The 8,638-nt window shown below is 55.3% G+C and carries 8 protein-coding genes and 1 pseudogene; 1 reads left to right on the top strand and 8 read right to left on the bottom strand.

Features of this window, described 5'->3' with window-relative positions:
- Positions 1 to 132, top strand: a pseudogene (locus EOA27_RS11770) (IS481 family transposase); the annotation flags it as partial.
- A 175-nt stretch (positions 133 to 307) separates the two neighbouring features.
- Here EOA27_RS11770 and EOA27_RS11765 read toward each other — a convergent pair.
- From EOA27_RS11765 to EOA27_RS11735, 8 genes are all read right to left on the bottom strand, one after another.
- Entirely contained in the window at positions 308 to 1,045 is a 738-nt protein-coding gene (locus EOA27_RS11765; RefSeq protein WP_082826574.1) for a LuxR family transcriptional regulator, read from the bottom strand.
- A gap of 870 nt (positions 1,046 to 1,915) precedes the next feature.
- Positions 1,916 to 3,322, bottom strand: coding sequence for an aminotransferase (locus EOA27_RS11760; protein ID WP_063169303.1), 1,407 nt, complete (start codon positions 3,320 to 3,322; stop codon positions 1,916 to 1,918).
- 239 nt (positions 3,323 to 3,561) lie between these two features.
- On the bottom strand, positions 3,562 to 3,738 hold the full coding sequence (locus tag EOA27_RS40610) for a hypothetical protein (protein WP_164781893.1): 177 nt from the start codon (positions 3,736 to 3,738) through the stop codon (positions 3,562 to 3,564).
- A gap of 676 nt (positions 3,739 to 4,414) precedes the next feature.
- Positions 4,415 to 4,921, bottom strand: a complete 507-nt coding sequence (locus EOA27_RS11755) for a TIR domain-containing protein (protein WP_126080675.1) — start codon at positions 4,919 to 4,921, stop codon at positions 4,415 to 4,417.
- Between the two features lie 9 nt (positions 4,922 to 4,930).
- Positions 4,931 to 5,791: a DUF4231 domain-containing protein gene (locus EOA27_RS11750; RefSeq protein WP_126087045.1), complete on the bottom strand. Its 861-nt coding sequence runs from the start codon at positions 5,789 to 5,791 to the stop codon at positions 4,931 to 4,933.
- Positions 5,792 to 5,808: 17 nt separating this feature from the next.
- Positions 5,809 to 6,396 (bottom strand): toll/interleukin-1 receptor domain-containing protein, encoded by a 588-nt coding sequence (locus EOA27_RS11745; protein ID WP_189562008.1) that lies wholly within the window; start codon positions 6,394 to 6,396, stop codon positions 5,809 to 5,811.
- Positions 6,397 to 7,204: 808 nt separating this feature from the next.
- Positions 7,205 to 7,702: an Lrp/AsnC family transcriptional regulator gene (locus EOA27_RS11740; protein ID WP_126080672.1), complete on the bottom strand. Its 498-nt coding sequence runs from the start codon at positions 7,700 to 7,702 to the stop codon at positions 7,205 to 7,207.
- Positions 7,703 to 8,204: 502 nt separating this feature from the next.
- Positions 8,205 to 8,638 (bottom strand): fumarate hydratase C-terminal domain-containing protein (locus tag EOA27_RS11735; protein WP_189562007.1); only part of this gene is annotated, 434 nt, incomplete at its 5' end.

Raw genomic sequence — 8,638 nt, 5'->3', positions numbered from 1 at the left:
CACCGCGCCGCAGAGTTGCCGGTCTGGCTGCACAGATACAATTGGCACCGTCCCCACGGGAGCCTAAAGTCCAAAACACCTATCAGTCGCCTCGCTCTAACCGAGGACAACCTGTTGAGGCTCCACAACTAGCTCGTCAGCGACGACACACCCGCTCGAGCACCCATAGACTATGATCACCGGCGCGGACTGGAAGAATACGGCTGCATCGCCCGAGCCGGCGGAACAGAAGATCTCGGCATCCAGTCAACGCTCGATACAAAGCGCGCGATCGAATGGCCCGAGCACAAGGGGATCAAAAAGCTTCTCAGACAATTGAGGACCCTTCGGACCCCAAAAGGGCTATAGCCTGATTTTGGGTTCGCACGCCTAGCTTCTTCTTGGCATTGTCCAAATGAAAAGCGATCGTGCGTGGCTTGATACCCAAGATGCGGCCGGTCACCCAGGCTGAATTACCCCGCGCTGCCCACCTCAGGCACTCATATTCGCGGGATGTCAGCGAAACCCCATCCACTGTTCGATCGCTCGGCAATTTGCGGCGAACGCAACGATGAAAGCAGGCCGCCATCAGTTGAAGAGCTTGTTCGTACCGCTCAGCGACCCGAAGAAATACTGGACGAGGCTCATCGGCGGCAAAAGTAACCGCAGCGATGCGGCCGCGGAGATCGACAATTGGGATCGTCAAACCGCAGCAGATGCTGAATTGAGCCGCCTCATCGAATAGCTGCTGTTGAGCCGGCGACATTTTATCGCCTCCCAAATTCGATCCCCAGTGAAACGGGCAGCCGCCATTTCGAGCACGCAAGACCACAGGATCGAGTTTCTCATACTGATTTTCCAGATACTGTCTGGTCCAGCGGGGTGGATAGTTTGAAATTAACCTCGGTTTGCCGGAAGGCCGTGCTGGCAAGGAGAGGTAGGCAAAGAAGATTAGGTCAAGTCGTCCGGCCGCCTCAGCCATGGCATCCCGGAAATCTGCCTCATCGATACTCTGTGACAGTCTTTCAAGGAATGTCTCGAAAACAAGTGGCATGTGCCTCGTCATCGTCGCGCTCGATTCTTCCTCTTTCTGCACGCCTTCCGGCTGCGTCGTGTATGTCCCGACAAACGTGATTGAATTCGCGGGCGTCGCTGGGCTGACCGGGCTCCAGAATGCTGCCACACTTTCGATCTTCGTCGGTCATCCCAATCATGCTGGGCTCACCCGATGGGCGTCTGGCAGACGCCTCATGATCTCAACAGCTCAATCAGAGAATCTCCATGCATTAAATCATGACCGCCCCTGCACCGACCAAATCAGGAGAAATCATCCTGCGCTGACCAAAAGCCATCATTGACCCCAGCTTTTGCAGGAATTTGGGTCGGCATTAGCATAACAATTCGGATAGCCGCTCATCCCCCACCCGGGGCGCCGTGATCCGCAAAGAAGTGTTGCGATGCTTTCTTTTCTTTGATAGGCAAATCGTCTCAACAATATTAAAATGCCTTTCCTTGTGAACGGGGTGGCGTGTGAGTATCGTCCTTCTATATACCTGACGTGATAAAATTCACCGCAATGATTATGGCCCGCTGCAATGATGTAAAGGGCACGTCTAAGCTCAATCTGCATCGGAACGTGCAGATGACCTTTACCAGACCCTCGATCCCGCACGGGCCATAATGATACTGATTACGTGGGTCAAAAAGGGCGCCCTGCCGGCGGGGAGGTACACCCGCAGGGCGCGCCGCACAGAGGTCCTGGTCGTTGGGCAACAGGACAGCGGCGGCAGAACTGATTCGGTTACAAATCGTGACTGAAATAGCCCGGAGCATGCTCAAGATCAGATATCTGGAATTCAACAGTTTTGGGTCTGCTCGGCGCAGTAGCGCGCAGGGACATGCCTGCCTCCGGACTCGCTCCTTCGCGATCGCAAAATCATACGGCACCCTCGGCCTTCAGCGCGCGATAGGTGGTATCGACCGACTTTACCGTCGCGTCGACAATGATGTCGATCTCTTTTCGGGTAATGATCAGGGGGGGGGCATAACCGAGGATGTCGCCATGCGGCATGGCCCGTCCGATGACGCCATTCTCAAACAGAGCAGCTGCAGTGCGCACCCCGACCTGAAGGTCGGGTTCGAATGGTATCCTTTGTTTTGGGTCCCGCATCATCTCCACGGCCGACAGGATACCCACTCCGCGAACTTCACCAACGATGGGATGTCCCGCCAGCTCGGCCTTCATCCGGTCTTGCCAATACGGTCCAACATCGCGGACATGCTCCAGAATATTTTTTTCTTTAAGCAGTCGAATATTGGCGAGCGCGGCTGCGGCACAAAGCGTGTGCCCCGAATATGTCCAGCCGTGGCCGAGTGCGCCGTGCTTCTCAGTTCCTTGTTCCAAAACCGACCAGACACGGTCGCCAATGATTGACCCGGAGATGGGGAGGTAGGCGGAACTCAAACCCTTTGCGATGGTCACGAAATCCGGACGCATGTTATACAGGTGGGAACCGAACTTCTCGCCGGTTCGCGCGAAGCCACAGACCACTTCATCCGCGATTAGAAGGATATCGTATTTGTCGAGCACCGCTTGAATGGACGTCCAGTACCCTTTGGGGGGCGGCACAATACCTCCTGTCCCAAGTACCGGCTCTCCGATAAAAGCTGCAACCGTTTCCGGTCCTTCGGCCAGGATCAAGGCTTCAAGCTCATCGGCACAGCGCCGGGAGAACGCTTCCTCGCTCTCCTCGACACGCGCCTGGCGGTAATAGTGCGGCGTGGTTGTATGGCGCACCAAATCCAGAGGCAGGTCGAAGAAATTGTGAAAGAAGGGAAGGCCAGTTAGGCTACCCGTGACCAATCCAGACCCGTGATAGCCGCGATTTCGCGAGATGATCTTTTTCTTTTCGGGCCGGCCAAGAATGTTATTATAGTACCAGACCAGCTTGATGTTGGTTTCGTTGGCATCGGAACCGGAGAGGCCGAAATAGACCCTTCGCATGTTCTGACCGAAATACTCGACCACGGCCTCTGCCAACAGGGCGACCGGCTCCGTACCTTGGCTGGCATAGACGTGTGCGAACGGCAATTCGTGTGCTTGCCTGGCAATGGCCTCGGCGATCTCCGTGCATCCATATCCCATGTTGACGCAGTAGAGTCCTCCGAAACCGTCGAGGCTCCTTCGGCCTTCGGTGTCCCAGATATAGACGCCTTCCGCACCGGCCATAATCCTATTTGGCGTTTCGCCTCGGCTGTGCTTGGCCAAATGCGTAGAAGGATGGAAGACGAAGCTTCTATCCTTCTCCCGGAGTTGCTCGGTTCCCAGATTGCTCAAGCGCATGTCCCTCTCCTCGCGATAAATTGGCGGAGGGCACTCGGCCAGCCACCTGTTTAGCAAATAGCATACCGGAAACGTCCCTTGAGTTTCTCGGGAATGCAGGTTATTCGCCGTGAAATTCGCGGGATCGGCCCGAATTGCCGTGAAAACTAAGGCGTCACGTTCGCCTTAGCCGAGGGTCGGGGGCGCGTCATGCAAACACGAACAGCTTACGACGCGCATGCGCCCAGCATAGTGCCCGATTAGCGGGCGATATTGACGGATGAATAGCGCTCGGGACGCTGTTCCCGCCGGCCGCGCGAGGCACGATAGAGCGCCGGCGGCCATGTTCCGCCGAACTGCCGGTCATCCCTTACATTCTGACGGTCCGGATCGGTCTTGCCGTTCCCAAGGGTGGTAATGCAGGTGATCAGGGGCAAAGCACATTCGCCTCGATCAGCAGGCAGCGGGTTCCGTGCCGCGGCACAGGCTCCAACCTGGTTGGCCAGCGCTGAGAGGCTGAGGTCGTGCCCTCGCGCATATTGATCGCTTTGGCGGTGCGGCGGCTGGTGCTCGGCAGACTTCTCGAAGGAGCATAGCCAGAAGGTTCGGCCCGGCAAAGACGCGCGGCGAGAGCTCCTTGCCATTGACATCTTGATTCGCAGCCGACCAGCGCCGCCAAGTTCTATCGTGAGCGTGTTGCCTTTCTTGCGATCGCAAATTCGTGGTTGCTGCGCAGGGCGAGCCGAGCTGCGGCTCGCAGGAGGGGGCGAGCCGACAGAATTGCGCGGCCTGAAAAGCTGCCTCCATCAATGCTGGCCGCTCGTGCAGTCTCGAAACGCTGGATCAAGCCTCAAACATCGAACAGCCGCTCCTTTTCCTCGCGAAACCAGCGCCCTCGCGCGACATGATCTTGTCTGACGATCCGACGCTTCGAGCGGGGCTCCTCTAATAGGTTGCACATGACCTGCAGCTTTCAGCCAAACTCAGCAAATCGGACGTCTCTTCTTATCATCGCTCGGCAAGCTCGGAACACGCTGGGGGACGTTGCTAAGGCTAGTCGCCGCCAGCGGATGGCGAGGATGTTTTGGCGGCTAAGTGCTTTTAGGTGGGCGATTATAAGCCGAGATCGCGATAGGTGCTTTCGCCATAGCTCCTGGCGCCATCGCCACGCTGAGCGTTTGAAAGCCGATGAAATTCGCTGGGCCAATTGGCTAGCGCGTGCTTGATGGCCTTCATCTTGAACGGCACGTGCACAACACATTTGTCCCTGATGATAGGCGGACAGCTCGCATCTTGTTGCCGCGAGCCGTTAAGGTTTGCTGCGATTATCGGCAGACCTAGATCAAGGGCCAATTCCATTTCCCAGCGCACGAAGCGAAAAAGGTTTTTCGTTTTCTCACCGATCAGGACAAGTACCTGGCTCGATCCATTCATTCTGTTGCGAAGATTGCGTTTAACATAATCTTCGTCCTGTGCTCGGCTCGTCATATTGTCCAGATCGTGAGCGTTCGCGAATTCAAAACTCACATTCTCGCTGGCATTCCACCCTTTCATAAAGCGGTATGCCCAAGCGTCTTCATCGCCGTCAAATATTACATAGGTCGGATCGCTGTATGCCATTGTTGTCTCTTAGTTGTTTTGACGAGCAACCCACTGGGTGTGCTCCCGTGAGAAAGCCAGTTCGGCTTCGTTCACCGCGGCGGAGAATGCCTCATCCGAGTTGGCGTCCGTAATAAGGTCGGCAGTCAAGCCGATCTCGTGAGCTGTCAACGTGTAAGCCGATGCCAATTCGTTAAATTTCTTGATCTGGGTCCACCCGATAAGCGAGGCGGCGATGACAATTAGCGGCTCGGTCGGCCAGCCAGGCATCGCGGGGTCAGCGATGCGTACTACGATGAACGAGAATCCCAGAGCGTATGCAAAAATACCAAGGCCCATCCAGACTTTCGCGGACCTCTTGTTCGAGCGCGCCTTCTTCTCGTACCACTTCCGCTGGTCGCAGATTCGTCTCTGCAGATATATGTCTTTTCTTTCTTTTAGCGGGGAGTCCCTTATCGACATCATCTGGTCGGTTGTTTGGGGGGATGCTGAATCGGTGCCGCTCAACGCGCTACCAAGGTGACGATTGCTATCAAGGATACCTTCCATGAGCTTTCGAAAATCAGCTCTGGCGTCAGCGGCGCGCGCGTCATCGAACGGCTGTGCTCGCATCGCGAAGCGCCAAGTCAATGTCTTCACCGACTCTGCAAGAGCTCGAGCCTGATACCAGACCTGCTCGGGCTTTGTGACCGACCGGAAAATGAGGACTCCCATTGAGCAAAGAAATACCGCAGCATAGACACCGAAATAGGCTTTTGATGGCGACAAGTCCAAAGAGAGCACCGACGCTAAAAAAAGAAGAACGTACTCTGCCCGGATCAGGCGGAGAAACGTCGCCTGCTGCTCGTTGGATGCCACGTCGGCGCTATTATAGAGTCCAGGATATTTCATTTTTGAAGCACACCAGTCTATTTTGTGGCGGTAAATTCTTTAAACCAGGATTTTGCAAACGTGAGGGTAGCAGTCGAGCTTACAGAGCCTATTCTTGAGCGAGGCGCGGTCCCTCTGTTCATAAACAGGAATGCAGGTCCTGTCCCATCAATGTAAGGGTATAGGCCCAAAAATTCTTGCCCGGAGAATGTTTCCGAAGAATTTTTTGCCACGGGCAGAACCGCTACCGCGGTCCGAAACCCATCGAAAAAGCCAAGCTCCCAAGGCATCCATCTGGATTCTGGAGAATTGTTTGAATGCACATAGATTAGCGTCTTTGACTGCCTCATACGGGTCCGCAGCAACTCGGCGGTGGCCGAGGAGACCTTTGTGCGGTCCAGTTGTGAATCTTCGACCCAATCTACGTAAGCAGTGAACCCAAGCTCCTCGAAAATTCGCTTCACACCGAGAATGATCTCTGCGTCCTTGAAAGAATGTGACAGAAAAACGTCGAATGAAGATCTGGCTGTAGCTGCGGCCGTCTCTTCCTTTAGAACGATCGATGCGGCTCTATGTCCTCGACTGGCATTCGCAACTCTTTTCAGCTCTGCCTCGGTCAGTAGCACTATTCAAATCCCCCATGATCTGTTCGCAATCTATGAACTTGACGCCCATTCGATTAAGCGACCCTTGTCTTGTGAAAACTGGCACCATGCTCTCCAGCCGGTAGCGCAACCTCCACCTTCTCAAAGACCACGTCGGCTGGCAGGAGTGACCGGCCTTGTCACCCACCTACGCGACCCCGGCACAGCCATGCTCCTCGCTTAGAAGGCTGCGAGACCAGCGATGTCAAACAGGACAGACGATCTCCTAATCTCGATCAGCAACGAACTTACGACGTAAAAACGCGATGGAGCGATCTCCGAATGTCCGCAGGCGTCGAGGGCCGGGTTGGTCGCCAGGGCCGAGCGGGCCAGCTTGCACTCCCGCTACCCGTCGGCTTGCCAAACCCTCGCTGTAGATTTCGCCCCCCCCACACGGATGCGCTGACCGCGACTAAGCTCAATCGCCACTGATCGCCAATCCAGGGCGAAAGTTCCCCCCTTGAAGTAGCGGTAGAGGCATTTTTTCGGCACTTCGCATCTTAGATATGGACGCCTCCTCAACCAGGCACGATCCGGTTTGGCTTCTCGCCGTAACCGTGCTGGCCAAGTGCGTCCGATGGCTGCTTCGATCCGTCTCCTGGAATGATCGGTTCCAGATTGCTCAAGCGCATCGTCCTTCCTCGCCATCAACTGGCGGATAGCGCTCGGCCACCTTTTTCCAGCAATTAGTATACCGCAAATGTCCCTTGAGTTTCGTCGGAATGGGCGCCTTTTGCCGACGAATCTACGGGATCCGTGCCAAACGCCGTTGAAACTTAAACTTTCGCTTTCACCGTTGCCTCAGGGCGGACAAAGGTATCGGTGAATTGGACTTCACTGGTTTCGTGACGACAAGGCTATAGTATTGATCAATCCCCAAGCCTGCCTGCAGCAGTCCCTCCATGAAATCCTGATAGGCGGCCATAGAACGAGATGCGACCCGCATCAAATAATCCACGCGCCCCCCAATTGCCCAGCAGTCCAGGATTTCCGGAATCTCTTGGATTGCAGTTTCGAAGACTCGTTGGTCCTCAAGACGATGGCGATCCAGCACGACTTCTACCATCACAAAGATCATGCCGCCGACGAGTGCAGGACTCAGTCGCGCATAAAATCCCTCAATAATTCCTGCGGCCTTGAGTGCTCGGAGCCGCTCCGAACAGGCCGACGCCGAAAGATGAACTCGTTTTGCAAGCTCACTTTTTGAAATCCGACCGTCTGCCTGAATCTCGGAGAGAATCCGGACGTCCCAACTGTCGAGTTGCACGGGATCGGGTTTCGACTTCATAACCTGTTGCTCTCAAGCAGCGATCGACAGCGCGCCGTGTGCCGATCAATTCTATTATCATTGAAACGACCGAATGTAGCAGTGGAAGGCATCCGTTCCAGGCCCGAGATGTGCTAGAATGGGTATGAAAATCAGCTAAGGAGAGCGATCCGCTGAGAAAAGCTGCAGAAGTAATTTGGCTATCGCCCCAGCGCCTAACGGGCAATGGTGCAGCTGGAGAGGAAGTCGGCGGCGGCAGAGACCTTCTGATAAATAAAATAGATAACCCATTTTCTTGAATCCCCGCTACCGTACTTGATAGACGCGCGACTGCATTCGAGCCTCGATCGCGTGGACGGCATACTCAATGCAGTATTCAGTGGCACATTCAGCTATTGGGGTGAATTGAAGGCCTTGCTCGTCCGGCTCGCCGAGGCGCAAGGCACCGCAAATGCCGCTCGTCGTACGGCGTGCCCAACAATTTGACGCTGGTGTCTGGCCGAAATCGCCTAACTGGGAAGATTCAAACGCCGATGTTGCGTGCGATGCTGTCGGCCGCCATACGCCTACGCCACTCGAGAGGCCCGGAATTGTGAATGGAGTTTCCCTCAACATCGACGGCCATGATAACAGGCATGTCCTGCACATCGAATTCATAGATGGCTTCCATGCCCAGGTCTTCAAAGGCAACGATCCGCGCCTTCTTAATCGATTTTGAAATCAGGTACGCAGCGCCACCCACTGCAGCAAGATAGGGCGTTTTGTGTCTTATAATCGACTCGATGGCCGCCGGTCCCCTTTCCGCTTTGCCGATCATCGCAAAAAGGCCGGTTTCGGCGAGCACCTTGTCCGTAAAATCGTCCAAGCGGCTGGAGGTTGTTGGACCGGCGGGTCCAACGACCTCATTCCTCACTGCCCGGACGGGACCGACATAGTAGATCACGCGTCCCGTCAGAT

It is taken from the genome of Mesorhizobium sp. M2A.F.Ca.ET.037.01.1.1, assembly GCF_003998075.1.
Taxonomy (GTDB): Bacteria; Pseudomonadota; Alphaproteobacteria; order Rhizobiales; family Rhizobiaceae; genus Mesorhizobium.
Note: the sequence above shows the minus strand (reverse complement) of the source record. Positions and strands in the feature narration are given on the sequence as shown.

What these genes read in the sequence shown, in the direction of transcription:
- EOA27_RS11765 (WP_082826574.1), bottom strand. Translation starts at nt 1,045, where the DNA reads ATGACGAGGCACATGCCACTTGTTTTCGAGACATTCCTTGAAAGACTG.
- EOA27_RS11760 (WP_063169303.1), bottom strand. Translation starts at nt 3,322, where the DNA reads ATGCGCTTGAGCAATCTGGGAACCGAGCAACTCCGGGAGAAGGATAGA.
- EOA27_RS11755 (WP_126080675.1), bottom strand. Translation starts at nt 4,921, where the DNA reads ATGGCATACAGCGATCCGACCTATGTAATATTTGACGGCGATGAAGAC.
- EOA27_RS11750 (WP_126087045.1), bottom strand. Translation starts at nt 5,791, where the DNA reads ATGAAATATCCTGGACTCTATAATAGCGCCGACGTGGCATCCAACGAG.
- EOA27_RS11740 (WP_126080672.1), bottom strand. Translation starts at nt 7,702, where the DNA reads ATGAAGTCGAAACCCGATCCCGTGCAACTCGACAGTTGGGACGTCCGG.